The organism is Rhodococcus sp. 06-221-2, from assembly GCF_002258365.1.
Lineage (GTDB): Bacteria > Actinomycetota > Actinomycetes > Mycobacteriales > Mycobacteriaceae > Rhodococcoides > Rhodococcoides fascians.
Window position 1 is genome coordinate 1 of record NZ_NOYJ01000013.1, and the last position, 24,397, is coordinate 24,397.

General features: G+C 65.3%; 23 protein-coding genes, 4 tRNA genes, 1 pseudogene and 1 riboswitch. Of the genes and pseudogenes, 11 read left to right on the forward strand and 17 right to left on the reverse strand.

Features of this window, described 5'->3' with window-relative positions; genetic code table 11:
• The 3 genes and pseudogenes from CH281_RS07055 to CH281_RS07065 all read right to left on the reverse strand — a co-directional run.
• Positions 1–135, reverse strand: a pseudogene (locus CH281_RS07055) (acyl-ACP desaturase); the annotation flags it as partial.
• Positions 136–370: 235 nt separating this feature from the next.
• Positions 371–446 (reverse strand) — tRNA-Lys (locus CH281_RS07060).
• Between the two features lie 68 nt (positions 447–514).
• On the reverse strand, positions 515–1,738 hold the full coding sequence (locus CH281_RS07065) for a lipase family protein (RefSeq protein WP_032365863.1): 1,224 nt from the start codon (positions 1,736–1,738) through the stop codon (positions 515–517).
• 622 nt (positions 1,739–2,360) lie between these two features.
• Between CH281_RS07065 and CH281_RS07075 the strand changes: the two genes are divergently transcribed.
• The 6 genes from CH281_RS07075 to CH281_RS07100 all read left to right on the forward strand — a co-directional run bounded on the left by CH281_RS07075 (position 2,361) and on the right by CH281_RS07100 (position 4,601).
• On the forward strand, positions 2,361–3,029 hold the full coding sequence (locus tag CH281_RS07075) for a TetR/AcrR family transcriptional regulator (protein ID WP_027495877.1): 669 nt from the start codon (positions 2,361–2,363) through the stop codon (positions 3,027–3,029).
• A gap of 79 nt (positions 3,030–3,108) precedes the next feature.
• Positions 3,109–3,181, forward strand: a tRNA-Glu gene (locus CH281_RS07080).
• A 123-nt stretch (positions 3,182–3,304) separates the two neighbouring features.
• Positions 3,305–3,378 (forward strand) — tRNA-Asp (locus CH281_RS07085).
• Between the two features lie 56 nt (positions 3,379–3,434).
• A tRNA-Phe gene (locus tag CH281_RS07090) sits at positions 3,435–3,511 on the forward strand.
• Positions 3,512–3,630: 119 nt separating this feature from the next.
• Positions 3,631–4,203: a DUF6584 family protein gene (locus tag CH281_RS07095; protein ID WP_032365866.1), complete on the forward strand. Its 573-nt coding sequence runs from the start codon at positions 3,631–3,633 to the stop codon at positions 4,201–4,203.
• Between the two features lie 101 nt (positions 4,204–4,304).
• On the forward strand, positions 4,305–4,601 hold the full coding sequence (locus CH281_RS07100; RefSeq protein WP_032365867.1) for a hypothetical protein: 297 nt from the start codon (positions 4,305–4,307) through the stop codon (positions 4,599–4,601).
• 12 nt (positions 4,602–4,613) lie between these two features.
• Here the strand turns inward: CH281_RS07100 and CH281_RS07105 are convergent, their stop codons facing one another.
• Positions 4,614–4,913, reverse strand: a complete 300-nt coding sequence (locus CH281_RS07105; RefSeq protein WP_143536230.1) for an ANTAR domain-containing protein — start codon at positions 4,911–4,913, stop codon at positions 4,614–4,616.
• A gap of 88 nt (positions 4,914–5,001) precedes the next feature.
• A complete protein-coding gene (locus CH281_RS07110; protein WP_032365869.1) occupies positions 5,002–5,586 on the reverse strand; it encodes a helix-turn-helix domain-containing protein in 585 nt (194 codons plus the stop codon).
• 112 nt (positions 5,587–5,698) lie between these two features.
• On the opposite strand from CH281_RS07110, the gene CH281_RS07115 reads away from it, so the two are divergent.
• The gene (locus CH281_RS07115; RefSeq protein WP_230593516.1) at positions 5,699–6,823 is read left to right on the forward strand and encodes a hypothetical protein; all 1,125 of its coding nucleotides are present in this window, start codon (positions 5,699–5,701) and stop codon (positions 6,821–6,823) included.
• On the opposite strand, the gene CH281_RS07120 is transcribed toward CH281_RS07115, so the two are convergent.
• The 6 genes from CH281_RS07120 to metE all read right to left on the reverse strand — a co-directional run bounded on the left by CH281_RS07120 (position 6,753) and on the right by metE (position 13,187).
• Complete coding sequence (locus tag CH281_RS07120; protein ID WP_032390751.1) at positions 6,753–7,667, reverse strand: pseudouridine synthase; 915 nt, start codon at positions 7,665–7,667, stop codon at positions 6,753–6,755. The two genes, CH281_RS07115 and CH281_RS07120, sit on opposite strands and share 71 nt — an antisense overlap.
• Positions 7,668–7,759: 92 nt before the next feature.
• The gene (locus CH281_RS07125) at positions 7,760–8,755 is read right to left on the reverse strand and encodes an NADP-dependent oxidoreductase (protein ID WP_032371322.1); all 996 of its coding nucleotides are present in this window, start codon (positions 8,753–8,755) and stop codon (positions 7,760–7,762) included.
• Positions 8,756–8,766: 11 nt separating this feature from the next.
• A complete protein-coding gene (locus CH281_RS07130; protein WP_032365872.1) occupies positions 8,767–9,192 on the reverse strand; it encodes an organic hydroperoxide resistance protein in 426 nt (141 codons plus the stop codon).
• Positions 9,189–9,647: a MarR family winged helix-turn-helix transcriptional regulator gene (locus CH281_RS07135; protein WP_094693578.1), complete on the reverse strand. Its 459-nt coding sequence runs from the start codon at positions 9,645–9,647 to the stop codon at positions 9,189–9,191. Before CH281_RS07135 ends, CH281_RS07130 begins: the two co-directional genes overlap by 4 nt.
• A 132-nt stretch (positions 9,648–9,779) precedes the next feature.
• The gene (locus CH281_RS07140; protein WP_094693580.1) at positions 9,780–10,832 is read right to left on the reverse strand and encodes an ABC transporter substrate-binding protein; all 1,053 of its coding nucleotides are present in this window, start codon (positions 10,830–10,832) and stop codon (positions 9,780–9,782) included.
• Between the two features lie 87 nt (positions 10,833–10,919).
• A complete protein-coding gene (gene metE / locus CH281_RS07145) occupies positions 10,920–13,187 on the reverse strand; it encodes a 5-methyltetrahydropteroyltriglutamate--homocysteine S-methyltransferase (RefSeq protein WP_094693582.1) in 2,268 nt (755 codons plus the stop codon).
• A 130-nt stretch (positions 13,188–13,317) separates the two neighbouring features.
• Positions 13,318–13,527: riboswitch (cobalamin riboswitch) on the reverse strand.
• A 238-nt stretch (positions 13,528–13,765) separates the two neighbouring features.
• Between metE and CH281_RS07150 the strand changes: the two genes are divergently transcribed.
• Positions 13,766–14,857 carry a 3-deoxy-7-phosphoheptulonate synthase gene (locus CH281_RS07150; protein ID WP_032388871.1) on the forward strand — a complete coding sequence of 364 codons (1,092 nt, stop codon included), beginning with the start codon at positions 13,766–13,768 and terminating at the stop codon, positions 14,855–14,857.
• 11 nt (positions 14,858–14,868) lie between these two features.
• On the opposite strand, the gene CH281_RS07155 is transcribed toward CH281_RS07150, so the two are convergent.
• Positions 14,869–15,489, reverse strand: coding sequence for an alpha-ketoglutarate-dependent dioxygenase AlkB (locus tag CH281_RS07155; protein WP_032388870.1), 621 nt, complete (start codon positions 15,487–15,489; stop codon positions 14,869–14,871).
• A 60-nt stretch (positions 15,490–15,549) separates the two neighbouring features.
• On the opposite strand from CH281_RS07155, the gene CH281_RS07160 reads away from it, so the two are divergent.
• Positions 15,550–15,975, forward strand: coding sequence for a VOC family protein (locus CH281_RS07160; RefSeq protein ID WP_094693584.1), 426 nt, complete (start codon positions 15,550–15,552; stop codon positions 15,973–15,975).
• 12 nt (positions 15,976–15,987) lie between these two features.
• Here CH281_RS07160 and CH281_RS07165 read toward each other — a convergent pair whose 3' ends face one another.
• Together CH281_RS07165 and CH281_RS07170 are read right to left on the reverse strand one after the other, a co-directional pair.
• Entirely contained in the window at positions 15,988–17,007 is a 1,020-nt protein-coding gene (locus CH281_RS07165) for an AraC family transcriptional regulator (protein ID WP_032390756.1), read from the reverse strand.
• Positions 17,004–18,176 (reverse strand): pyridoxal phosphate-dependent aminotransferase, encoded by a 1,173-nt coding sequence (locus CH281_RS07170; RefSeq protein WP_094621733.1) that lies wholly within the window; start codon positions 18,174–18,176, stop codon positions 17,004–17,006. The genes CH281_RS07165 and CH281_RS07170 overlap by 4 nt, the downstream gene beginning before the upstream one ends.
• 62 nt (positions 18,177–18,238) lie before the next feature.
• Here CH281_RS07170 and CH281_RS07175 point away from each other — a divergent pair, with 62 nt between their 5' ends.
• Positions 18,239–19,225, forward strand: a complete 987-nt coding sequence (locus CH281_RS07175) for an LLM class F420-dependent oxidoreductase (protein WP_027495891.1) — start codon at positions 18,239–18,241, stop codon at positions 19,223–19,225.
• On the opposite strand, the gene CH281_RS07180 is transcribed toward CH281_RS07175, so the two are convergent.
• The 3 genes from CH281_RS07180 to CH281_RS07190 all read right to left on the reverse strand — a co-directional run bounded on the left by CH281_RS07180 (position 19,206) and on the right by CH281_RS07190 (position 24,008).
• Positions 19,206–19,931: a DUF3239 domain-containing protein gene (locus CH281_RS07180; RefSeq protein ID WP_169879424.1), complete on the reverse strand. Its 726-nt coding sequence runs from the start codon at positions 19,929–19,931 to the stop codon at positions 19,206–19,208. The genes CH281_RS07175 and CH281_RS07180 overlap by 20 nt on opposite strands.
• A 40-nt stretch (positions 19,932–19,971) precedes the next feature.
• Positions 19,972–21,627 carry a DNA repair helicase XPB gene (locus CH281_RS07185; RefSeq protein ID WP_027495892.1) on the reverse strand — a complete coding sequence of 552 codons (1,656 nt, stop codon included), beginning with the start codon at positions 21,625–21,627 and terminating at the stop codon, positions 19,972–19,974.
• Positions 21,628–21,716: 89 nt separating this feature from the next.
• Positions 21,717–24,008 (reverse strand): helicase-associated domain-containing protein, encoded by a 2,292-nt coding sequence (locus tag CH281_RS07190; RefSeq protein ID WP_032365879.1) that lies wholly within the window; start codon positions 24,006–24,008, stop codon positions 21,717–21,719.
• Positions 24,009–24,069: 61 nt separating this feature from the next.
• On the opposite strand from CH281_RS07190, the gene CH281_RS07195 reads away from it, so the two are divergent.
• A complete protein-coding gene (locus tag CH281_RS07195) occupies positions 24,070–24,258 on the forward strand; it encodes a hypothetical protein (protein ID WP_008719333.1) in 189 nt (62 codons plus the stop codon).
• Positions 24,259–24,397 lie beyond the last annotated feature (139 nt).

A 24,397-nucleotide genomic window follows, 5' to 3' on the forward strand; every position in this document is an offset into this window, starting at 1 on the left:
GTTACGGCCTTCGTCCCACGGCACGTAGTCGTGGGGATGCCATTCGCGCGCCATCGAAATGTGACGGTTCACGTTGTCCTCGGCAGTGGGCACCAGCTCTTGCAGAAGCTCGAGCTGTGTCAGATCCCTCGCCATTAGATCGCCTCCATAGATTGCGTACGACCGGTCCAGCTTACGGCACCGTAGGTTCGGTGTGAACCGTGTCGCGGCTGTTCACTTGCTGTTCGAGCAGTCGTGACGACCGACATCGGCCGATGTGGGGATCTTCGCGACTGCTGCAGTTCTCCCTGCACGTCGCTGCGGACGGGCCGATCGTTACCCCGAGTGTACGGACCGGGTGCCGCCGAATGCAGTTCGGCGGAAGGGTGTGTGGTGCCCCCAGTAGGACTCGAACCTACGACCTGCGGATTAAAAGTCCGTAGCTCTACCAACTGAGCTATAGGGGCGCGGATCGAAAGTGTAATGGGCAGTGCAGCCGTGTCGGTCATGCACCCCCGGCACCGCGTTTCGGGGGTCAGCGCCCGAAACTGCTGCAGCCTTGCGGCGCGGGGATACCGGCCAGGCGGTCGTCGATCCAGGAGTACGCACCGGGAATGCCACTGATCGCGACGACGAGGTGTTCACCGAAGTACTCCTCGAGGCGTACGTCGGCACCGTGTGCGCACCACTCGTCGTACAGCGTCTCCGCACCTTCCCGGGGAATCCAGAATTCCTGACGGCCCTGGTAGATCATCGTGGGCACGGTGGGGGCGAGATCACCGCCCATGCGGGTCGCGGCGATGATGCGTTCGGCGATCTCGGTTCGGTCGACGTTCGGCACGTCCGAGAGGGCCTGGGCCGGTATCGGTGCCACCAGTCCGCCGGGAGCGAGCAGTGTGATGCAGAGATCTTTGGCCACGGTCGCCAGACGCAGTCCGTTGGCGTTCATCAGGGAGAACATCTCGGGATACTCGCGGGCAACCCCGAGCGCTGCGGACAGGAACAGCGTCGACGCGACGTTGCCGTTCATCGACGTCAGCAGAATCCGGTAGTCGGTCGGCGGACCGCCGAAGGCCGCGCCCACCAGATTGACCTCCGGCGCGTACGACGGGGCGAGTTGAGCGGCCCATCCGGTGGCGATCGCGCCGCCCGAATAGCCTGTGACGGCAATCGGGGAGGACGCGGGCAACCCGAGTTCGGGGAGGCGCACCATCGCGCGCAACGCGTCGAGCACCGCATGGCCGGCCATGCGCCCGGCCGCGTACGCCTGCCGCGGACCCTCGTGATCGGTGACGACCACTGCATAGTTCTTGGCGAGGAACGCCTGCACCGCTGGAATCTCCCGGGCGATACCTCGGGGCAGGGTCCACGACGGTGCACAGGTGTTGCCCAGTGAGTTGATGGCCATGTTGTACGCGACGACGGGACGCGTGCCGGGACCGGCCCAGGGTGCGGCGGGCACGATGACGGTCGTCGCCGCTGCGACGGGTCGGTCTTTGGAATCGCTTGTGCGGTAGAGGATCTGGGTCGAGGTGACCGGGGTGAACAGCGGCCCGACGCTCACGCGTCGGGTGCCGAGAACCGATCCGGGCGGGAGCTCCTCGAATCCTGCCGGCGGGTCGAAGAACGGCTCGCCGAGTGGGGTCGGCAGGTAGAGGGCGGGATCGGCGACGGGATCGAGGAAGTTCGTCAGTGGGTCGGCGGCGACGGTGTGCGCGGTCGACAACGTCAAGGCCGACGACACGAGTAGTACTGTCATCGAACGACATACGCGGATCGATAGATTCATGGCGTGCACCCGTCCCCGATCGGCCGAAGCATCATGTGTGATGCGCATCACGCTATGCCCGAGGTGGTCTACGTCTTCGGCTATTCCGAGAATGTGTCGAAACCGTTACCTTTTCGCCGCTGATATCGATTATGAGACAGTGCTTTTGGTGACCTCACGGAGCGGGTTTGCCGTATTCGATTGATCAGCAACAGTTTTCATGCGCTAAGGAGCGGTGCAAACGAAGGTGCCTCGAGAGATGCTCGTGCAGAATGTAATTCGATATTCAACTGCTTTCCGGCTCTGGGAGACCGGCGGCCATTCGGCGGAATTCGTACGCATGCTCGGTATCGGCGTTGTGGCTCGAACGGCGGTGCCGACCTGGCCCGAGCGGACGTACGTGAGCGGCTCGAGTGCGCACCCCCTGCAGCGCACTCGAGCCGGGTGAACAATACCATTCGGCTTGTTTCAGTTACCCAACCGAATTTTCTGTCGGCTGCACGCGTCGTAGCGGACCGCAGGTGAGTCGAGTCGCGTGTCGTTCGGGTGAAGTACTCTCTACTTGTACTACCTGTGGATATGCAGGGCGCTTGGGCTCGGAGGCACGGAGTAAATGGCACAACAGGAGCGCGCACGGCGGACCCGGGCGGCAATCGTCGAGGCAGCGGCGGCGGAATTCGCCAAGCGCGGATATGCGGCTGCGTCCGTCAACACCATCTTGGAAGGATCGAACGCCACCAAGGGGGCGATGTACTTCCATTTCCAGTCCAAGGAAGACCTGGCCCGAGCGGTGCTCGCGGCCGGACTCGACCGTTATGTCGCAATCTCCGAGAAATGGGCGGATTCGACCGCGCATCCCTTTTACGTCATCAAGGGAATCGTCGACGACATCGCGCAGAACTTTCAGAACGATGTGATCGTGCGTGCAGAATTCCGGCTGATCGTCGAGCCCGAGTTCTACGCGGAGGTGCACTCCGGTGGTGGCCGGGTGTGGGGCGCTCAGGGGTACGCGCAGGCCGAGAGAGCGCTGGCGATGGGAGACCTCAAGCCGCAGTTCGACGCGGCCAAGTTCGTGCGGGTACTCGCCGCGTCGATGGCGGGTCAGCGTTACATGTCGGATCTGGTGGCCGACAACGCAGATCTACGCGAGCGGTTCGAGGAGTCCGTCGAGATCGTGCTCCTTGCCATGGCGTCGGATAGTTGGTTGGCCGAGTTCGAACTCCACGGGTGGGAGCAGTTCGGCGAAAACGAGGCAAAAACTGCCTCTGACCTGCCGGTTTGAGATTTACAGCGAAAGTGTCCTAAGCTATCCCAGCTCCCAACGGAACGCCGTTGAGGGTAGCGTCGAAGCAATTCGGCGGGCCCCCTTCGTCTAGCGGCCTAGGACGCCGCCCTTTCAAGGCGGTAGCGCGGGTTCGAATCCCGTAGGGGGTACGCAGGAAAGCATCGGATTGACAATCCGATGTGCAGTACAGCATTCTTCATCTCGCTCCGGCGAGAAGCAGATTTGCAGTTCGGAGAGTTGGTGCGCTAGAAATAGCGCGGCAACAACAGCAAGGCCCTGTGGCGCAGTTGGTTAGCGCGCCGCCCTGTCACGGCGGAGGTCGCGGGTTCGAGTCCCGTCAGGGTCGCAGAATCGGTGTGAAAGCACCGGCATTGCGATGGCATTGTTTCACCGGTGCCGCCCGGCCAGGTAGCTCAGTTGGTACGAGCGTCCGCCTGAAAAGCGGAAGGTCGCCGGTTCGATCCCGGCCCTGGCCACCACGGTTGTGATCGACAAGCACTGACAAAGCCCCTCTCGACTTCGGTCGAGAGGGGCTTAGTCGTCTGCGGAGTATTCACTGTCCCGTGACGGCGCTCGATTGCAACGTTAGGCTCGACAGGTGGATGTGATCGCTCGCGCGCAAGCCGATCTCGCACGTGGAGACACCAACGCCGCACGAAACGGGCTCCTCGACGCCTTGCCGCGCAACCCGTCGTCGCCGGCGGTTCTGGAACTGCTCGCGTACACGTATCTCCTTCTCGGTGATCGTGCGGCGGCCGGTGCCGTGTGGTTTCTGACCGACAAGGCCGACGACGATCCGACGGCGTCCGCTGCGTTCGCGGCACTGCAGAAGCAGTACCGGTCGCCGCTGATGCTCGCCCGATCGCTCCCCATCCACGCGCCCTCGGATTGGTATCCGGTGCGGGCTCAGATGCGCCTGGAGCGACTGGGAGCCGCAATCGCAGCCAATGGGCAGAGCTGGATCCCACCGCGCGATGTCGTGTATTTCGACGAGGACGGAGTCGACTCCGACGACTTCTATGCCGCGCGTACCGCCGACGAGGACGATGCCGACGACGGGTTGGAGACGTCTGGTTACCGCACCGTGAGGCAACGTGCGATCGCAGCGACCATCGTCCTTGCCATCGTTGCCACCTCTGCGTCGGTGGTGTTGGCACTCGTCTTCGGGTGATGGCGATTCTCGGAGGGGCGGTTCTCGAACGGGTCGCTCGAATCCGAGCGTAGAGTTCGTCGGAGGATATCGAGGCCGACGACCGAGGGCGACTTCATTTCATGGGCACAGCGAACGGCGCACCGTCACCGCGCGACGACAATTACGACGTCAATCTTGCCCAGGCGAGAGTGTTCGCGCGAGGACTGGCCGAACACATTCGGACGTGTTCGGCGGCCATCGAAATTGCGCAATCCAAAGCATTTCGGGCTCGCGCCGACCGTGCCGAATCTCGCGCGAGGCAATTCGAGTCCGAGGCATCCACTCTCCGCACCGAGCTCTACGAGATGTATCGGCACATCGACGCGATGACGGCTCGATTCCCGGAACTGCGGACCGACCCGGCAGTCCGCGGATAGCGACCGCCCGAATCAGACTGCGGCGGAACCGGTGACCAAGCCGAACGTGGTCACGGCTCCACGCCGGCCCAGCGCCGAACCCCACATCGAGTACACCGCGTCCGTTGTCGTGGACTGCTCCACGTCGCGCCCCTCGGCGACAGTGATCAGCGTGCGGGAGAGCTCGAACAGACTTACCCGGTGATTCTTCGCCGTAGTGAACAACTCGTCGATGGCGTCGGCCACCGAGCCGCCGTGGATACCGATGAGCACTCCGGTCGCGATGTCGACGTCGGTACGAGAGGCGGGTGAATCGGGCAGTCTGTCGGTCATCTTTTTCCTCGAGATGGTGTTGTCGGTGCGGATGACCGAGTGGATTCTGGGTCGAGCGGGCTTCACTGTCTCACACCGACATGACTTTTCATACAGTCGGTTTCGCGCGGACGTGCATGCGCTCGCCCTGAGGTCCGAACAAGCTCAGCAGCTCGACCGGTCGGTTGCCGACAGCGCCGAACCAGTGCGGTACCCGGGTGTCGAATTCGGCGGCCTCACCGGCCTTCATCGTCAGATCGTGTTCGCCGAGAATAAGTCTCAGGGTGCCGTCGAGAACGTAGAACCACTCGTACCCCTCGTGCACCCGCGGGCGTGGCTCCTTGTCGTCCGGACGAATCAGCAGTTTGAAGGCCTGCAGTCCGCCGGGGCGGAGCGTCAGCGGAAGGATGGTGACGTTCTCGCGCACCGTGGCTGTGGTGCGTACCCGGGGATCGGCGACGGGGGGAGCCGTCACCAGATCGTCGAGCGCCATCTGATGCGCGCGGGCGATCGGCCACAGCAGTTCGAGACTGGGTTTGCGGTCACCGGATTCGAGCCGTGAGAGCGTGCTGATCGAGATGCCGGTGGTGTCGGACAGCGCGGCGAGGGTGGTGTTCTTTTCCATCCGGATGCGCTTGAGGCGGGGGCCGAGGCCGGCGATGAGCTCGTCGAGGGTGGTTTCTGCGTCCGTCATCGATCCATTGCAGTTTCGGCAAACGAATTTGTCAAGTCGCCCCCATGCGGCGCGCGGGAATGCAGAGGCGAAAATAGCCCGGAGGCGACGGCGGGAAGCTCATACTCGGTTCATGATCGCTCGTCCGGGGCACCCGCAACGTACCGGCGTGGTCCGCGATGCCTACGGCAGTTCCGCGTCCGAGGCCTTCATGGTGGTGGCCATTGCCACGATTCTGGTCACCAGGGCGTATTTGGAGCTCACGCACTACCCGCAGGTCGGTGGCAAGTCGCTGCACATCGCGCACGCTCTGTACGGCGGGGCGGCGATGATGCTGGCTCTGCTGATCGGGTGGATGTTCATCGGGTTCGGCGTTCGGGTCTTCACCGTGGTGCTCGGCGGAATCGGGTTCGGGTTGTTTCTCGACGAGGTCGGCAAGTTCGTCACCAAGGACAACGATTACTTCTACGGCCCGTCGTCGGAGATCATGTACGTCCTGGTGGTGCTGCTGTTGGTGTTCAGCAGGATCGTGCGGGAGTTCCGCAGGCCGTCGCGGGACGAGTCGCTGGCGAATGCGGCCGCTATCGCCGCGGATGGCGTCGCGCACGGTCTTCCCGAGCATCGGCGCGACTGGGCGCTGCGGATGGTTGCGCGAGCGGAGTCGGACGGAGCCGACCCGGACACCGTAGCCGGAATCAGATTGTTGCTCGGCACCTGCCGCCGGTCGACATCGCGTACCCACTCGATGCGCCAGTTCGTTCCACGGCTGATTCCCGCGTTCTTCACCAGTCCCCGTTGGGTTCCCGTCGTCGGCTGGGGACTGGTCCTGATCTCCGGGGCGGGAGTCGTGTTCGGGATCGTCGAGCTCGTCCTGGGTGACCTGCTCATCGATCGCCGAGACCTGACGATCGACGTCGACAGGATGGGCATCGCCAGCGGCATCCTGTTCGTCAGTGCCTGCATCACTTTCGCCACGGCGCTGCCGGCGATGCTGCGGTTGCGAACGGACGGTCCCGTGTGGCCGTTGCGCACTCTCCGCGTGTCCGCACTGGTGTTCACGTTGCTCAACGCGCTCGTGGATTTCGCCCAGGAGGGGTTCGCTGCGCTGGGAAATGTAGCGGTCGGTCTGTTCGCGCTCGCGGTCATCTCGCACCGCATCACCGTCCGAGCCGACGAAATAGCCGGTACTACGGAATCGGTTGCGCTGCAGGAGGATCGAGACTCCGATTGCTCTCGAACCGTCGAACCACGCCGCTGAGCGGATCGACGAACTCGATGGAGCGAGCCAGTAGGCGGAGCGGATCGGAGTAGTCGTCGTCGGCGACCTCGCGGAACGACGGATAGAAGCTGTCGCCCATGATCGGGATTCCCAACGAGCACAGATGAACCCGAAGTTGATGCGTCTTCCCCGTGCGCGGGTGCAGCCGATATCGACCGTACGACCCGAGAGTGTCGACCAGTTCGATGCGTGTCTCGGCATTGGGCTCGCCCGGTACCTCCCGTGCCTGAAGAACGCCGCGTTCCTTGACGATTCGACTGTGCACTGTCAGTGGGAAGTCGACATTCTGGGACAGTGGGGCAATTGCCTCGTACTGCTTGGTGACCGTGCGCTGAGCGAACATCTCCTGATACGGCCGGCGCGCCTGCCGCTGCACGGTGAACACCAGGACACCCGCGGTGAGTCGATCCAGTCGGTGAGCAGGGCTCAACTCGGGGAGATCGAATTGTCGTCGCAGCAGAACCAACGCCGAGCGTGCGATGTACGCGCCTCGCGGCGTCGTGGCGAGGAAGTGCGGCTTGTCCACCACGAGCAGGTTCTCGTCGCGGTGCAGCACATCGAGGGAGAACGGCACGGCCGATTCCACCGGTGGGTCACGGTAGAGGTAGATGTCCGCACGCGGGCCGGCGATCGTCGACGGGTCGATCGGTACGCCCGCTGCATCGACGACCTCCCCGCCGGACACCTTCTCGGTCAGCCTGGCCGCATCCTGCGGGAAGCGGGCACACAGATATTCGAGCACCGTTGCGCCGGTCGCGACGTCGGGCATCCGCACCCTGGTGGGGTCGAGGCCGTCGCGCAACGGAAGTGGGGCGGCAGGCATGCAACGACTGTAATCGGTGCACGCATGGAAACACCCCGGTCGGAATTCCCGACCGGGGTGTGGACTGCGGTGACGCGCCGTGCCGGCCCGACCTAGATGGTGACGACCATCTTGCCGGTGTTCTCGCCCTTCATCAGTCCGATGAAGGCGGCCGGGGCATTGTCGAGGCCTTCGACGATCGTTTCGTCGAATTCGATTGCGCCGCTGGCGAGCCAATCCGTCATCTTCGCGCGGAATTCCTCGGTGAGGTGCGCGTACGAGCCGACGATGAATCCCTTCAACGTCAGCTCCTTGCCGATGGCGAGGGCGAGGTTGCGCGGGGCCGGGGTCGGTTCGGTCGAGTTGTACTGAGCGATGGCTCCGCACATGGCAATTCGGCCGTGCTTGTTCATCGACCCGATAGCAGCTTCGAGATGGTCACCGCCGACGTTGTCGAAGTACACGTCGATGCCGTCGGGAGCTGCCTGTCGGAGCTGTTCGGCGACAGGGCCGTCGTGGTAGTCGAATGCCGCGTCGAACCCGAGCTCGAGCAAGCGAGCAACCTTGGCGGGGGATCCGGCGCTACCGATGACGCGAGATGCGCCGAGCGCCTTGGCGATCTGTCCGACGAGCGAGCCGACGGCCCCGGCGGCACCGGAGACGAACACGACGTCGCCCTTCTGGAAGGACGCCACGGCCGTCAGGCCCGCATACGCTGTGGTGCCGGTCATTCCGAGTGCGCTCAGGTATGCCGATGCCTTGGCTGCGCCGAGGTCGACCTTGCTGGCTCCCTGTGCCGGGACGATGGCGAGATCGCGCCATCCCTTGCCGTGCACAACAGCGTCGCCGACTGCGAAACCGTCGGCCTTGGATTCGACGACCTCGCCGACGGCACCGCCGTCGAGCGGCGCATCGAGCTGGAACGGCGGGACGTACGACTTCACGTCGTTCATCCGACCACGCATGTACGGATCGACCGACATCACGATGTTGCGAACGAGGATCTGCCCGTCCTGCAGTTCGGGGAGGTCGACGACCTCCGCGCGAAAGTTGTCTTCGGTCGGCCAGCCTTCTGGGCGGGACGCGAGGTGAATTTCGTGTGCCTTCATGGTGTTTCCTCTTACTCGTCTTCGGTGACGGTGACGGTGACGTCGATGTTGCCGCGGGTGGCGTTGGAGTACGGGCAGACCTGATGTGCCTTGTCGGCCAGGGCCTGGGCGTTCTCGCGGCTCAGGTTCGGCAGAGTCACCTCGAGGGTGACTGCGAGCTGGAAGCCGCCTTGGTCGTTCGGGCCGATGTCGACACGAGCGCCGACGGCCGAATCGGTGACGTCGGCCTTGTCCTGACGCGCCACCATCTGCAGTGCGGAGTGGAAGCACGCGGCGTAGCCGGCTGCGAACAGCTGCTCGGGATTGGTGCCGTTTCCGCTGCCGCCCATAGCCTCCGGGATGGCGAGATCGAGGTCGAGACGTCCGTCGGAGGTGCGGGCGTGGCCGTTACGTCCTTCGCCGGTGGCGAGAGCTTCAGCGGTGTAGATGGTCTTCATGATTCTCCTTCTGTCGTGCGCGAATCGGTGTGATGCAGAGCGCTCGTCAATGCGTCGAGCGATTCCTTGAGCCTGACTAGATCGTCGACTCCCATGCCGGTCTTCTCGGCCAGCTTGCGGGGGAGGTCGAGTGCCTTCGCGCGCATGGCGCTACCGGTCTCGGTGAGGTGGATCTCGACGCGGCGTTCGTCGGTGCTCAGTCGTCGACGCTCGATGAAACCGAGACCTCCGAGTCGCTTGAGCATCGGCGAGAGCGTGCCGGTGTCGAGGTCGAGTTCAGCGCAGATTTCCTTGACGCCGCGCCCGTCCTTCTCCCACAGCACCAGCAGGACCAGGTACTGCGGATACGTGACGCCGAGCTCGTCGAGCATCGGGCGGTACACCGCGGTGGTAGCCCGCGAAGCGGAGTACAGCGCGAAGCACACCTGACGATCGAGTGCGAGTTCGTTGGTCACGAGAAGAACGGTAGCGCACGGTTAAGTTGTGCGCAACCTATCCGCCCGATGTGAGTCGAACTTCGTAGCCTGCTACGAGTCGGGAGTGGAGCCTGCGGAACGACCAATCAGGCTCCGTCACTCACATAGGGGTCAGCTCTGCAGAGCGTTTTTCAGGCCGTCGAGCACGATGGTCGCCGCCGTGGGGCCGGCGTTGAGGTACCACGGGTCGTCGTCGACGCGCACGATGTGGTTCTGCGTTGCCGCGCTCATCCCGGTCCACAGTGGATTGGTGGTGTACGACGCAGCGCTCGAATCGGCTCTCGCGTCCTGGCTGGAGACGAATACCCAATCGGCGTTCGCCAACTGGATCTCTTCCTCGCTGAAGTCCTGCGAGGTCTTGTCGAATTGCTGGCTGGGCGGGCGCGCCAGACCGGCGTCCGAGGCGATGAATCCCGCGAACGACGCGACGCCGAACACGCGTGCCCGGTCTGCGGTGAAGCGGACGAACGACACCGTCGGAGCGCCCCCGGATCCGCCGCCGTTGGAGACCGAATCACCCAGTGCGCGAGCGTCGGACGCGAATGTGTCCAGGAACCCCTGCGCCTGCTCGGTGCGTCCCAGTGCATCCGCGAGAAGAAGGAAGTCCTGCTTCCAGTTCACGCCGGTGCCCTCGGTCAATACGGTCGGCGCGATGGCCGACAGCGTCGGGTGGATGTCTTCCGAGCCGGTCTTGTTGGCCAGGATGAGGTCGGGTTCGGCGGCGGCGACGGCCTCGATGTCGACGCTCTGGCGGTTGCCCAGATCTGCCATCTGCGTCAGTTGGTCCGCGTACTGGGGGAACGAGAAGCTGATGTAGTCGGGCACCAGATCGGCTCCGTCGCCGTAGGCGGCACCGGTGGGGATCACGCCCAGGGTCAATGCGGCGTCGAGCTGGCCGGTGGCGATCACCACGATCTTCTTCGGCTCGGCGGGGATTTCGGTGGACCCGCCGAAATGCCCGACGGTGCGCGGGAACTCGCCGTCGGCGGCACCCGAACCCATCCCGTCGGGAATGCCGGTGGGGCCCGGAGCGTCCGATGCCGCGTCGGTGCTGGAGGCGGGAGGGGTGGCGGTACTCGGTGTCTGCTCGCCGCTGTCGCCGCACGCGACGGTGGTCAGGGCTGCGACTGCGACGAGGGCGGTGGCGACGAGCAGACGTTTCACTTCGATCTCTTTCACCGAGCGGGCATGGATAGGTAACCCTAGCCTGGCGACCACGTGAACCCGTCTCGAAGTTCCGCTCACATGGGGTCAGCGCAGCGCTGCCGCGGCCAGCACCATGTTTCTCAACGACTGCTCGACCTCGGCCGGGCCCCGTGTCTTCAGTCCGCAGTCCGGATTGACCCAGAGCCGTTCGAGGGGAACTGCCTCGGCCGCCGCGCGGAGCGACTCGGTGATCTCGGCGACCGTCGGAACTCGCGGCGAATGGATGTCGTAGACACCGGGTCCCACGTCGAGTGCGAAGCCGACCGCAGTGAGGTCGTCGAGCACCTCCATGCGCGAGCGTGCGGCCTCGATGGACGTCACGTCGGCGTCGAGGGCAACGATGGCGTCGATGACCTCACCGAACTCGGAATAGCACAGGTGCGTGTGGATCTGTGTCGCGTCGTCGACGCCGGACGTCGCGATCCGGAACGAGCGGACGGCCCAATCCAGATACGCTGTAGTGTCTTTCGAGCGCAGCGGTAGCAGTTCGCGGAGCGCGGGCTCGTCCACCTGGACGATGCGGATCCCCGCCGACTCCAGGTCGATCGTCTCGTCTCGAATCGCCGAGGCGATCTGAGCTGCCGACTCGGCCGCCGGGATGTCGTCTCGGACGAACGACCACGCGAGAATGGTCACCGGACCGGTCAGCATTCCCTTGACCGGTTTGTCGGTCAGCGACTGCGCGTACGTCGCCCATTCCACCGTCATCGGTGCCGGGCGCGAGACGTCGCCGTACAGGATCGGTGGTCGCACGCACCGTGACCCGTACGACTGCACCCAGCCGTTGGCGGTCACGACGAATCCGTCGAGTTGCTCGGCGAAGTACTGCACCATGTCGTTTCGTTCGGCCTCGCCGTGGACGAGCACGTCCAACCCCAGACGCTCCTGCAGTGCAACGACATCGGCGATCTCCGCGCGCATCTGCCGCACGTACTCCGCCTCGTCGACGGTTCCGCTGCGCAGCGCCGCCCGCGCGCGGCGGATCGTGCTCGTCTGTGGGAAGGAGCCGATGGTCGTCGTCGGCAGAACAGGGAGCGAAAGATACTCGGCCTGCACGACGCGGCGGACGTCTCCTGGGCTGCGGTCACGGCCGGCAGCGCTGGTCACGCGCGTACGGATTGCCGGATCGTGCAGCCGTGCATCGTGTCTCCGCGAATCCAGAGCCGCGCGGGCCGACTCGAATCGGTCCGACACGAATCGCTCGGGCTCTCCGGCTGTTCCGCCCTGGAGTGCGCGCGCGAGCACCGAGACCTCGGTGATCTTCTCGTTCCCGAACGCCAGCCACGACCGCAGTGCCGGCTCGAGCTGAGGTTCGGCGTCCAACGAATAGGGAACGTGGAGCAGTGAGCACGACGACGACACCGCCACTGCGCGTGCATGTCTACCGACCTCGTGCAGTGTCTCGAGCGCGGCGTCGAGATCGGTGCGCCAGACGTTGCGTCCGTCGACGACGCCGGCCACGACGAGCATCGTCGAGGTAGCGCGAGTAGCTGCAAGTTGCTCGGCCACACCGGGAACGGTCAGATCGACTGCCAGGCCCTCGACCCCGGTGGACGCCACTGCGGGCAGCGCGTCGCCCAGGTCGCCGAAGTAGGACGCCAGCAGAATGGCCGGGCGGGTCTGCGAGGCTGCGAGTTGCTCGAAGCATCGGGTCGCCGCTGCGACGGTCTCGTCGTCGAGATCGTGCACCAGCGCCGGTTCGTCGATCTGGACCCACTCGATTCCGGCTGCGGCGAGGAGTTCGAGCAGACGGGCGTAGAGCGGTATCAGTTCGTCCACTCTTCCCAGCAGCGAATCGGAGGAGCCGACGGACTTGGACAGCAACAGGAAGGTGACCGGTCCGATGATCACCGGACGTGCCGGGATCCCCAGTGCACGAGCCTCGTTCACCTCGCCGAGCACCTTGTCCGGGTGCAGGGAGAACGTGGTCTCCGGCGAGATCTCGGGCACGAGGTAGTGGTAATTGGTGTCGAACCATTTGGTCATTTCGAGCGGGACGATGGTCTCGGTGCCGCGGGCGGCGGCGAAGTACCGATCGAGTTCGCCTTCGACTGCCTCGACTCGCGGTGGCAACGCTCCGAGGAGGGCCGCAGTGTCGAGCATCTGGTCGTAGTACGAAAACGTGTTCACCGGAACGGAATCGAGCCCGGCTGCGAGTGTGCGCCAGTCGTTCTCGCGAAGATTCTTCGCGACCGATTCGAGGGCCTCGGCATCGAGCTTTCCGGCCCAATAGGATTCGACGGCTTTCTTCAGTTCTCGGTTGGGTCCGATGCGAGCCGAACCGAGCACGGTGGCAGTGAAATCGTTGTTCACAGTTGATCTCCAGGGTGACTACACGTGGGTGGTGCACCGTCTTCACGGGCGCGCAGATCCCGGTGAGCCCTGACCACAGCCATACCAGGGTTACGCGCCCATTCCACGAGGCGGTGAACCGCTGCACACGGCGTGCACAGCACAGAGGGCAGGTATTCGGACTTGCAGGCGCGCGGACGAAGAGCCCACTCCTACTGGCCGTCGCTTCCCGAAGAGGCTTCTTCAGTGCGTGATGACGGCGGTCGTTCCTGCATACCGCTGCGGGACAGTCCCGGATTCTCACCGGGTTCCCTCTCGCGATGCGCCGTGACTGCACGCACCGCTCGACGCCGAGGTGAACTTCGGGGCTCCTCATGACCACCTGGCGAACCGACTGCAGAGACGAGCATAGGTGCATCACGGGAGAGTCTGTTACGGTGCTCTTCATGCAGCGCACGTATTTCTGGTTTAGCAGGCCGGCCCCGGGTGGGTCAGCCAGCGACGCCATGCGCTGACCCTCCACCCCACGAGCCGGATACAGACCGGCTCGAAGTGCGCGTGGAGCATGCGGAGCCGGCCTGGGAACAGGAAACCCTCTCATGACGCTCTCCCTCGACACCCCGTCACTCGACGATCAGCGCACGATCAGCATCAGTCCGCTGGTCGCGCCGTCGGTCGTACGCCGCGAGCACGCGGTGGACGACGCGATCTCGGCGAGTGTTCGTACCGGACGCTCCGGTGTCGTCGACATTCTCGACGGCCGTGACGACCGACTGATCGTCGTGGTCGGCCCGTGTTCGGTGCACGACACCGACGCTGCCCTCGACTACGCCCGACGCCTCGCCGCCACGGCAGCCGAGTTGGGCGATCGACTGCACATCGTCATGCGGGTCTACTTCGAGAAGCCGCGGACGACGCTCGGCTGGAAGGGTCTGATCAACGATCCGCACCTCGACGGCAGCTTCGACATCAACGAAGGTCTTCGAGTGGGACGCCAGCTGCTGCTGGACATCTCGGCGCTCGGCCTGCCCGTCGGCTGCGAATTCCTCGACCCGATCACCCCGCAGTACATTGCGGACCTGGTCAGCTACGGTGCCATCGGAGCACGGACCGCAGCCAGTCAGGTGCACCGGCAGCTGTGCAGCGCCTTGTCGATGCCGGTGGGCATCAAGAACTCGACCGAAGGTGACATTCAGGTCGCCGTGGACGGAACCCGCGCCGCCGCGGCGAGCCACGTCTTCCCCGGAACCGATCTCGACGGCAAGGCGGCTTTGATCAGGACCGTCGGAAACCCCGATTGCCACGTCATTCTGCGCGGCGGCGTCGACGGACCGAACTACGACGCCGCGTCCGTGGCCGATACCGTTGCCCGCCTGCGTAAATCGGGTCTGCCGGAGCGAGTCGTCATCGATGCCAGCCACGGCAACAGCCGTAAGGACCACAACAAGCAGGTGGACGTCGTCACCGACGTGGCCGGCAGAGTCGCGGCCGGCGAGCACGGAATTGTCGGACTGATGCTCGAGAGCTTCCTCGTCGCAGGGCGTCAGGACCTCGAACTCGGCCACCGCGACGAGCTCGTGTACGGCCAGTCCATCACCGATGCATGCCTCGACTGGGACACGACGGCAACGCAATTGGCCACTCTCGCGGCGGCCGTCGAGACGCGTCGGGCCGCGAACGCCGCGCGCTGACGCGTCGTACGCTAGCGAACCCCGCGCGGTCGAAATTGCACGCTGATGCGTGGGCCGACCGCGCGGGTCGATTTGGGAATTGCATGCTCCCAGGTCCGTTGACAGGACCCGCCCATCACCACCAGGTCGCCGTGACCGAGGCTGAATTTCAGAGAGGTCCCGCCGCCGCGGGGACGGAGCATGAGTTGTCTTGTCGCACCAAGGGATACGATCGCCACCATCGTGTCCTCGGTGGCGCTGCGGCCGATGTTGTCGCCGTGCCAGGCGACGCTGTCGGACCCGTCGCGGTAGTAACACAGTCCCGCGGTCGCGAACGACTCCCCGAGCTCGCTTCGGTAGTGGTCGTCCAGTGCATCGCGGGCCTCGTACAGTGCCGCATGCGGCCAGTGCTCCCGCTCGGCGTAGTACCGAACCAAGCGCGGCACATCGACCACGCGGTCGTACATCTGCCTGCGTTCGGCGCGCCAGTCGACGTCGGTGACCAGCGAATCGAAGAGGTCGCTGTCGGACAACCAGCCCGGCCGCACATCGACCCAGGCACCGAGCGTCAGCTCGCGGCGGGTGACGGACTGCAGCGACCCGACGCCACCGTCGTCGTCACCGAACAGCGAACCTTGCATCGCGAGCGACATGACTCGACTGTATCGAACAGGTGTTCCCATTGCCAGCTCCCGGCGGTATATCGTTCTCGCATGGGTTACCGATTTCAGGTCGTCGTGGACAGCGTCGACCCGCATGCGCTCGCGGCATGGTGGGCACAGACTCTCGGCTGGCAGGTCGAACCCAGCAACGAGGAGTTCATTCGCGAGATGGTTGCGGCAGGCCACGCCCGAGAGAACGACACAACCGTGTTCGACGGCGTTCTGGTGTGGCGAGCAGGCCAGGGCATCACCGATCCGGAATCTCCGGGCACCCCGCGGGTGCTGTTTCAGGCGGTACCCGAATCGAAGTCCGTGAAGAACCGACTCCATCTCGACGTTCGCGTCGGTGACGGACGCGAGGCGGTGGCGACCGCACTCGAAGGTCGAGGCGCGTCGGTACTGCATCGCGGGCAGCAGGGGCCAAGCACCTGGATCACCATGACCGATCCCGAGGGCAACGAGTTCTGCGTCAGCTGATCGCGCCGAGCTCTATCGATACGTGCCGGGAGTTTGCCCGGTCCAGCGTTTGAAGGCCCGGCGGAACGCGCTCGGTTCGGAGAAGCCCAGGCGGGCCGAGATGTCGTCCACGCTGTCGCCGCGGCTCAACCCCGAGATGGCAGCGTCGCGCAGAACCTCCTCGCGGAGCTGATTGATGGAGGTGCCTTCCTGGCGAAGGACGCGGCGCAGATGCGGCGGGCTGATGTTGAGCATGGCCGCAATCTCTTCGGTAGCCGGCGTCCCGCCTCTGAATCCGGTCTCCAGGGCCCTTCGGACCTGACTCGACGCAGTGCTGTCGTAGTCCCTCGACGAGAACAGCAGGTTGGGTGACTCCGCGAGGTACTCGGCCAGTGTGGCCTCGGTCTGCACTATCGGGGCGCGCATGAGCGCGGTGTCGAATTCCAGTGCGGCGCGCTCGGATCCGAACTGCACATGAGTTCCGAATATGGTGTCGTACATCTTCCCGGCCTCGGGTCCAGGCAGTGCATAGGGCAACTGAACCGACAGGAGTTTGACCCGGTTACCGATCAGCCACGCCGCGAACCGATGCAGCAGAATCAACAGGAAGTCGGTCAGCAATCGCTCGGCGAGCTCGTTCGCTTCGGGGCTGAGGTCGGTCGTGGCTTCGACGTGCACCGTCAGAACCGTCGACTGCTCGGTTCGATCCAGCGTCATCGGTTTCACCGGAATGAGCACGCGCATGGTCTCGGACATTCGAATCAGCGCTGCCCACAGATTCTCCGTGTGTATCAACGTCTGACACACCACCCGAAAACTGCCGCGCCGCACGGGAACTGCGGCGAGTCCGAAGAGTTCGTCGCCGGTCATCGCCCAGACGGCCTGGGTGAACGCGGTGACCTGTCGGGTGGTGAGCCGCTCCGCCGGGTCGTCGAGAATGGTGGTTCCGATCCCGGCCATCGACAACGGGTACGTCAGGTCCACTCCGCCGTTGGCCGCGAGGTCGACGGCTTGCCTGACGAAGTACGCCGGAATCGTCGGTTGCGCAGTCACAATCGCCGTAACCTCTCGGCGGCATCGGCGAGCACGTGGTCCTGCTTGCAGAAAGCGAAGCGCACCAACGACTTCCACGGCGCAGGCTCGTCGACGAAGGCAGTCACCGGTACCGCGGCGACGCCCACGAGATCGGGCAGGGTGCGACAGAACTCGTACGCATCACCGCGGCCGATCGGTGCGATATCGGCGCACACGAAATATGTTCCGGCACTGTGCTTGACGTCCGCACCCGCCTCGGACAATGCCGCGGACAGCGTGTCTCGCTTGCGCTGCAGACCGTCGCGCATGGCGGCGATCCACGCCTGCTCGTGACCGAGTGCGTACGCGACGGCGGGCTGGAACGGGGTACCGCCGACGAAGCTCATGAACTGCTTGGCGGCGCGCACCGCATCGATCAGCTCTTTCGGTCCGAGCGCCCACCCGGTTTTCCAGCCGGTGGCGTTGAACGTCTTCGCGGCACTGGACACGGTGACGGTTCGCTCGAACATGTCCGGCAGCGTCGCGATCGGGGTGTGCACACCGTCGTCGAAGATCAGGTGCTCGTACACCTCGTCGGTGAGCACGAGCAGGTCGTGGGCGATCGCGATCTCGGAGATACGGATCATCGTCTCGCGATCGAACACGGTGCCGGTGGGATTGTGCGGCGAGTTGACGATCAGCATGCGCGTTCGTGGGCTCACGGCCCGTTCGAGGGCGTCGGTGTCGACGGTCCATCCGTTGCCGTCGGTGACCAGGGGAACGGCCGTGCGAGTGGCTCCGGCCAACGCCACAGCGGCCGCATAGGAGTCGTAGAACGGCTCGATCAACAGCACGTCGTCGCCCGCCTCGATCAAGCCGAGCAGCGTCGCCGAGATGGCCTCGGTGGCACCCACGGTCACGAGAACCTGCGAATCGGGGTCGTACCGAAGTCCGAACCGGGCGTGCCGGTCTTCGGAGATGGCTGCGCGCAGGACCGGCATTCCCGGGCCGGGGGAGTACTGGTTGAGGCCGTTCGCGATGGCGTCCCGCGCGGCCTCGAGCATGGCCGACGGTCCGTCCGTGTCCGGGAATCCCTGCCCCAGATTGACGGCGTTCTTCGCCACCGCGAGTGCGGTCATCTCGGCGAAAATGGTCGATGCGAACGGGCGCAACCGGGTCACTGTGCGCGACGGCAACATCTCGGACATTCCTGCAGCGTAGTTCACACAGCCGGCGCGAGCGTCGGGCCTGCGTCTGTACTGTGCCTGTCATGCGATTCGGAATGTTCGTGCCTCAGGGTTGGCGGCTGGATCTGGTCGGGATCGATCCGGCCCAGCAGTGGAGTGTGCTGCGCGAGCATGCCGTTGCCGCCGAAGCCGGACCGTGGGAATCACTGTGGGTCTACGACCACTTCCACACCGTTCCTGTCGCGACGGACGAGGCGACGCACGAGGCCTGGTCGCTGATGTCCGCACTCGCCGCGTCCACCTCGCGTATCCGACTGGGTCAGATGTGCACGGCGATGTCCTATCGCAACCCCGCCTATCTAGCGAAAGTTGCTGCGACAGTGGACATCATCTCCGGCGGTCGGGTCGAGATGGGTATCGGCGGCGGTTGGCACGAGCACGAGTTCCGCGCCTACGGCTACGGATTTCCCTCTGCCGGTGAACGATTGGGCCGCCTCGACGAGGGCGTACAGATCTTCAAACAAGCGTGGACCACCGGCGAGGTGTATCTCGACGGCAAGCACTACGAGATCGACGGTGCCGTGGTGCGCCCACTGCCCCTGCAGGAGGGCGGCATCCCACTGTGGATCGCCGGTGGCGGCGAAAAAGTGACACTGAAGATCGCAGCGAAATACGCGAACTACACCAACTTCGATGGAACCCCTACCGGATTCGCCGCCAAATCGGCTCTGCTGCGCGATCATTGCGCAACCGTCGGCACGGACTTCGACGCCATCGTCCGCTCGGCCAACTACAACGTGGCCATCGGCTCCACGGAGGCCGAGGTGCAGGAGCGGCTACGCGCTCTCGAGGCTCGACTGACCGAACACGTCGGAGCCGAGAAGGCACACGAGGCATTGGGCGCATACCGCGGAATGCCCGCCGTCGGAACACCCGAGCAGATCGTCGAGAACCTCACCGAACTGCAGCAGCAGGGCATGACGTACGGAATCTTCTACTTCCCCGAAGCCGCCTACGACCGCTCCGGCATCGAACTCTTCGAGCGCGAGGTCATCCCGGCTCTTCGGTAGGTCGTTCCGCAGGCTCCACCCCCGGCTCTTCGGTAGGCCGCGTCAGATCCTCGGGCAGATCGGCGGGGTCCACGAGCAGCTGCTGGTTCTTGGCCTTGCGTACCTTCTCCGACAGTCCGATGTTGGCGTGCAGCAGTGCCCATTCGCCTTCGGTGATCTCGGCGGCGGCGCGCGCCAGAACGGCTGCGTCGGTGGTGCCCCAGGCGATCGGCATCGCCGACACCAGCTGCCAGGTGCGTCCACCGGTGTTACGGCCGCGATCGGCGAGCACCGACACCGCAGGCACCTCGGCACCGCGTTCGACGGCGTGGCCGGGCAGCGCACGGACGACGCGCGTGATCAGGACGTAGTGCGGCTCGTCGACTCCTGGTTTCGCGACATCGACCAGCGACAGCAATGTCGCGCCGCTCGGCATCGTCTCGGCCACCACCGCCGGAACCAGATCGCCCCGGGTGTAGAGCGATTCGATGGACCCCATCTTCTTCGGTGCCCACACCATGACCCACAGGGACGTCGCCGCCCCGATGCAGAACACGCCGCCGAGGATGTACGACCACGGCGTCGCGATCCAGAAGAACCAGATCCCCAGTGCCAGCAGGACCGCTGCCGTGAGCGCCGCGGACATCCGCAGCCGGCGAAGTTCGGTGAACGTCTCGTTGACCGACTTCGCGTGGGCTACGTCTACGGGGAACTCGAATCGGCGCACACTGCTATTCCTAGCATGCCGCCGATCCCGACACGAAGCGTCAGATTGCCGGGCCGAGCAGGTCGTCGGCGTCGGTGATGCGGTACGCGTACCCCTGTTCGGCGAGGAACCGCTGCCGGTGCGCGGCGTATTCGGCGTCGAGGGTGTCGCGCGAGACCACCGAGTAGAAGTGCGCCTGACCACCGTCGTGTTTCGGCCGAAGCAATCGGCCCAGTCGCTGGGCTTCTTCCTGCCGGGAGCCGAACGTTCCCGAAACCTGGACTGCCACCGACGCTTCGGGAAGGTCGATCGAGAAGTTCGCCACCTTGCTCACCACCAGAGTCTGGATCTCACCCTTGCGGAAGGCGTCGAACAGCACCTCTCGTTCCTTGTTCTTGGTCGAGCCCTGGATCACCGGCGCGTTCAGGGCTTCACCGAGTTCGTTCAGCTGATCGAGGTACGCGCCGATCACCAACGTCGGAGCGTCTTGGTGTTTCGCCAGAATGGACTTCACGACGGCGATCTTGGTGTGCGCCGTCGAGCAGAGCTTGTAGCGCTCCTCGGGTTCGGCGACCGCGTACGACATGCGCTCGGCGTCGGTGAGGGTGACGCGCACCTCGATGCACTCGGCCGGTGCGATCCACCCCTGCGCCTCGATGTCCTTCCAGGGCGCGTCGTAGCGCTTCGGGCCGATCAGCGAGAAGACGTCGCCCTCGCGTCCGTCCTCGCGGACGAGCGTGGCCGTCAAGCCGAGTCGACGCCGTGACTGCAGGTCGGCTGTCATGCGGAACACCGGTGCGGGGAGCAGGTGTACCTCGTCGTAGATCACCAATCCCCAGTCGCGGGAGTCGAACAGCTCCAGGTGCTTGTACTCACCCTTGGTTCGACGGGTGATGACCTGGTACGTGGCGATTGTCACAGGGCGGATCTCTTTGCGCTCGCCCGAATACTCGCCGATCTCTTCCTCGGTGAGCGACGTGCGAGCGATGAGCTCGCGCTTCCACTGCCTGCCGGCGACGGTGTTGGTGACCAGGATCAGCGTGGTGGCCTTGGCTCTGGCCATCGCCGCCGCACCGACCATGGTCTTACCCGCACCACACGGCAGCACGACGACGCCGGAGCCGCCGGCCCAGAACGAATCCGCGGCCATCTCCTGGTAGTCGCGCAGCGTCCACTTGCCACCCTCGGTATCGAGCTCGATCGGGTGCGCTTCGCCGTCGACGTAGCCGGCGAGGTCCTCGGCGGGCCAGCCGATCTTGAGCAACATCTGCTTCACGTGGCCGCGTTCGCTCGGATGCACGATGACCGTGTCCTCGTCCACCATCGCGCCGAGCATGGGCGCAATCTTCTTGTGCCGCATCACTTCGGTGAGCACCGCGCGGTCCAGGCTGATCAGCACCAGACCGTGGACCGGGCTCTTGACCAACTGCAACCGGCCGTATCGGGCCATCGTGTCGACGATGTCGACCAGCAACGGCTGCGGTACCGCATAGCGCGAGAAGTTGACCAACGCGTCGACCACCTGCTCGGCATCGTGACCGGCAGCGCGCGCGTTCCACAGCGCCAGCGGGGTGATGCGGTAGGTGTGCACGTGCTCGGGCGCACGTTCGAGCTCGGCGAACGGTGCGATCGCCGCCCGCGCTGCGCCCGCGAGTTCGTGATCGACCTCGAGCAACAGCGTTTTGTCGGACTGGACGATCAGCGGGCCGTCGGTCACGGTTCCTCCTAGAGACTTCTGCTGCGCCCGAAAGAGCGCAACTTCTCCATTGTCCACAGGTAGGGGCCCGCGTGCACGTGAGCAGTGACTCAGTCCACCAAGGCGACGGAGGTGATGCGGTGCAGAGTGAACCGCCGCACGCCCCCGGTGGCGGGGTCGAATGCGTCGAGTTGACCGCCGCCGATGCTGATCGGATCGACGATGCGGTGGGTCGCGACGCCCTGTGCGTCGACGTACCCGATGCTGACGCTGCGCTTGACCTTCGCTGCTGTCTGCAGCAGCGTCATCGTCGCGGTGCTGCTCGCGCGAGATCCGTCGGCGCGCACCACCGCACCGCCGTTGCCCGCAGCGCGGTCGGCGGCTCGCATTCCGCGTACCAACGACCCGAGCTGCTCGTCGGTGGGAACGGCCGGGGTACGGAAGGTCTGGCGCGGCCGCCGCGCCGACACCCGGGAGCCGCGGGCTCGAAGATCGACGATGGTGCCGGACGAGTCTTCACCCGCGGGCGCGAATCCGGCCCCGGCGAGTACCGACAGCACCTCGGCCAGCGGTGCCTGGGAGATCGCGACGGTCGGGGCGAGGGCGCGCAGGGCCAGCGACTCGGCGGCCGGAGAGGCCATCACCTCGGCGAGCAACGCCGGATCCTCGCACCGGACGAACGACGCGGCCACGCCGGCGCGTAGCCGGCCGTGACGCCTGGCCACGTCGTCGATCAGATACGTCAGGGCCTGCGGAACCGGAGTGCGCGAATGGGTCGCGAACAACGAATGCAACTCCGAGGCCGTCAGGCCCACGTCGAGGGCCCGGCGCAGGCTCGTGTCGCTGATGCGATACATCGTCGCGGCACCCGCCGACTCCACGTCGGCGACGAGCGCGATCCGATCCTGCAGATCCGGTTCGAGCGGTCCCGGTGCCACCAGCGTCAGGTCGGCCTGGACCAACACGTAGTCGATCGGCTCGGGGAGTGCCGCGCGCATGTCGGCCTCGGCATTACCGTCGTGCAGCAGCGAGCGTCCCGGCGTCGACATCGCGCCGCGCGCGACCACTCCCAAAGCGGTCGCCTCGGCGATCACGTGCCCGACGGGTGTCACGCCGAACCGTCCGGACCACCGGGGTCGACGCCACGTCAGTGTGCGGGTGAGGTCGGTGGGCGTCGCGGCGTGTCCACTGCCGAGCTCGGCGAGCAGCTCCAGGATCATGCGACGGTCGCGGGGCGCGGCAGGCGAGCGGACTTCGTCGGACAACGCAGCGATGGGCTTGTCGTTGGGGTCACGCATGCCGATCACCCACGGGGCTCGCGGCGTCTCGAGCCAGGCGGAGGCGAGAGTGTGCCAGCGGGCGGCCGGGGCGGCGGCGAGCCACGCGTCGACGGCGGGCGTCGGTGCCCAGTAGTCGTCGCCGGTGTCGGCGGAGGGGACAGGGTCCGGGGTTCCGCTGGAGATCAGATGGGCGGCGGCGAGCAGTTCGACGAGGATGCTCACGCGGTCGTCGTCGAGTCCGGTGGCCTTGGTGATCTTGCGCAGCTCGCGCACTCCGAGCCCGCCGGCCTTGAGGGCGGGAGCCGGTGACGCGGACAGCGCCTCGATGATGGCCACACAGTGCCGCCCGAGCTCCAGTGCCTCGCCCGCCGCGGCAGCGTCGACGTCGGCGAGCGCATGTGCAGTGGTCGTCAGCTTCGGTTCGGCAAGTGAGCGGGGATCCGTCATGGGCTCGCCGCGCAATATCTGACCGACCTGGACGGGGAGTTCGACGGTTTGCTCGTCCAACCAGATCAGCAGGCCTGCGGCGAGCAGTTTCTGCACGGGCCGATCGGGTGGGGTGCCCGGTGCGGCGTCTCGGGTACGGCCGGTGGGCGAAGACCTGGCCAGGGTGTCGAGAAGATTGCGCTCGCCGTCTTCGAGTGCGGCCAGCGCTGTGGTGATGTGGGTTTCGGTGAGGGTGTCCACCGGGTCGAGAGCGCGGCCGATGCGCCACGGCACGGCGTCCGCAGCGGTTGCGCTGATCCGGAACCCAGCGGCGTCGCCCCAGACGAGAAAGCGTTCGCGCAGTTGGGACAGCGCTTTGTCCACGGCTTTGGCCGGGGCGCGCTTGGCGATGACGGACAGCAGCGTGGCCCTGGTGACCGGACGCTCGTAGGCCTCTTCGATGGCCAGGATCTCGAGCACGGTCAGGGCCAGGGTGTCGAGGGTGTCCGCAGTGTGCAGGATCGACCGGCGTTGCTCTGCCCGGCCGGCCAGCACTGCCAGCGAGGCGGGCGGCGGCGCAGTCAGATCCGGACGCAACGACATGGCCTTGATCAGCTCCGCGTCTGTGCGAGCTGCGATCCACTGAGGCAGATCGGGAGGCATGTCGGTGTGTCGGGGCGCAGTCGTGTCGGTCATCGTCTATCAGATTAGAGACCTGGGCTGGTGCTCGCCGCAGGGCAGGTGTCAAAATGGGCCCATGGTGAACAAGTCGAAGAAGCCCTATGTCGATCCAGGCTGGCCGGAAACCGCTCGCGGTGACCACGCGGTGACCGAACTCTCGTCCGCTCGATCGGGTGGCTTGTCGCCCTTCGGTGAGGACACCGAGTTCCCGCTGCCCGTCGAAGACCTGCCCTACGCCCATCCGGTGACCGTCGTCAATCGCTGACAACGGCGCCCGAACACGAGAAAGCCCCCGACATCTTCGCGGCGGGTTCTAACGATCCCCGCAACACCCTCGATTTGAGGGAGTTGCGGGGATCGTGGCATGTGCTGGGTTGAAGGTGCGGTTTTTCGAGGCGTTGGAC

What these genes read in the sequence shown, in the direction of transcription:
- CH281_RS07195 (WP_008719333.1), top strand. Translation starts at nt 24,070, where the DNA reads ATGGTGAACAAGTCGAAGAAGCCCTATGTCGATCCAGGCTGGCCGGAA.
- CH281_RS07075 (WP_027495877.1), top strand. Translation starts at nt 2,361, where the DNA reads ATGGCACAACAGGAGCGCGCACGGCGGACCCGGGCGGCAATCGTCGAG.
- CH281_RS07175 (WP_027495891.1), top strand. Translation starts at nt 18,239, where the DNA reads ATGCGATTCGGAATGTTCGTGCCTCAGGGTTGGCGGCTGGATCTGGTC.
- CH281_RS07120 (WP_032390751.1), bottom strand. Translation starts at nt 7,667, where the DNA reads ATGCCTGCCGCCCCACTTCCGTTGCGCGACGGCCTCGACCCCACCAGG.
- CH281_RS07190 (WP_032365879.1), bottom strand. Translation starts at nt 24,008, where the DNA reads ATGACCGACACGACTGCGCCCCGACACACCGACATGCCTCCCGATCTG.
- CH281_RS07110 (WP_032365869.1), bottom strand. Translation starts at nt 5,586, where the DNA reads ATGACGGACGCAGAAACCACCCTCGACGAGCTCATCGCCGGCCTCGGC.
- CH281_RS07100 (WP_032365867.1), top strand. Translation starts at nt 4,305, where the DNA reads ATGGGCACAGCGAACGGCGCACCGTCACCGCGCGACGACAATTACGAC.
- CH281_RS07115 (WP_230593516.1), top strand. Translation starts at nt 5,699, where the DNA reads ATGATCGCTCGTCCGGGGCACCCGCAACGTACCGGCGTGGTCCGCGAT.
- CH281_RS07155 (WP_032388870.1), bottom strand. Translation starts at nt 15,489, where the DNA reads ATGTCGCTCGCGATGCAAGGTTCGCTGTTCGGTGACGACGACGGTGGC.
- CH281_RS07125 (WP_032371322.1), bottom strand. Translation starts at nt 8,755, where the DNA reads ATGAAGGCACACGAAATTCACCTCGCGTCCCGCCCAGAAGGCTGGCCG.
- CH281_RS07160 (WP_094693584.1), top strand. Translation starts at nt 15,550, where the DNA reads ATGGGTTACCGATTTCAGGTCGTCGTGGACAGCGTCGACCCGCATGCG.
- CH281_RS07170 (WP_094621733.1), bottom strand. Translation starts at nt 18,176, where the DNA reads ATGTCCGAGATGTTGCCGTCGCGCACAGTGACCCGGTTGCGCCCGTTC.
- CH281_RS07105 (WP_143536230.1), bottom strand. Translation starts at nt 4,913, where the DNA reads ATGACCGACAGACTGCCCGATTCACCCGCCTCTCGTACCGACGTCGAC.
- CH281_RS07065 (WP_032365863.1), bottom strand. Translation starts at nt 1,738, where the DNA reads ATGACAGTACTACTCGTGTCGTCGGCCTTGACGTTGTCGACCGCGCAC.
- CH281_RS07130 (WP_032365872.1), bottom strand. Translation starts at nt 9,192, where the DNA reads ATGAAGACCATCTACACCGCTGAAGCTCTCGCCACCGGCGAAGGACGT.
- CH281_RS07150 (WP_032388871.1), top strand. Translation starts at nt 13,766, where the DNA reads ATGACGCTCTCCCTCGACACCCCGTCACTCGACGATCAGCGCACGATC.